The sequence below is a fragment of the Roseicyclus salinarum genome (genome assembly GCF_029624655.1).
Taxonomy (GTDB): domain Bacteria; phylum Pseudomonadota; class Alphaproteobacteria; order Rhodobacterales; family Rhodobacteraceae; genus Roseibacterium; species Roseibacterium salinarum.
This window is the reverse complement of sequence record NZ_JARRSA010000066.1, coordinates 1-345: the sequence shown is the minus strand read 5'-3', so window position 1 is coordinate 345 and position 345 is coordinate 1. Positions and strand designations below refer to the sequence as shown.

The window sequence follows — 345 nt, the reverse complement described above, 5'->3', positions numbered from 1 at the left end:
GGTCCGTTCTACCTGTTCTTCCTGCGCAACCGGCTGCCGCATGGTCTCATGCAGGCTGGCGCGAAGTACTGGGTCAGCGCGATGGGCACCAACGCGGCGATCGCGGCGCTTCTGGCCGGGATCGGCTATCTTGGCGGCATCGACGTGCTTCTCTTCGTGTTCCTGCCCACGATGCTCGTCGCGGCCTCGATCGGGGTCTGGCTGTTCTACGTCCAGCACCAGTTCGACGAGACGAGCTGGGACCATGAGAACGACTGGCAGCTCCATGAGGCGGCGTTGCACGGCAGTTCGCACTACGTCCTGCCGGGCCCGCTGCGCTGGCTCACCGCCAACATCGGGATACAC

Annotated in this window: 1 protein-coding gene; it reads left to right on the top strand. The window is 64.9% G+C overall.

What is annotated here, in order from left to right:
• Window positions 1–345, top strand: a 345-nt coding sequence (locus tag P6F26_RS19630; protein WP_278030399.1) for a fatty acid desaturase, incomplete at both ends; no start/stop codon positions are given.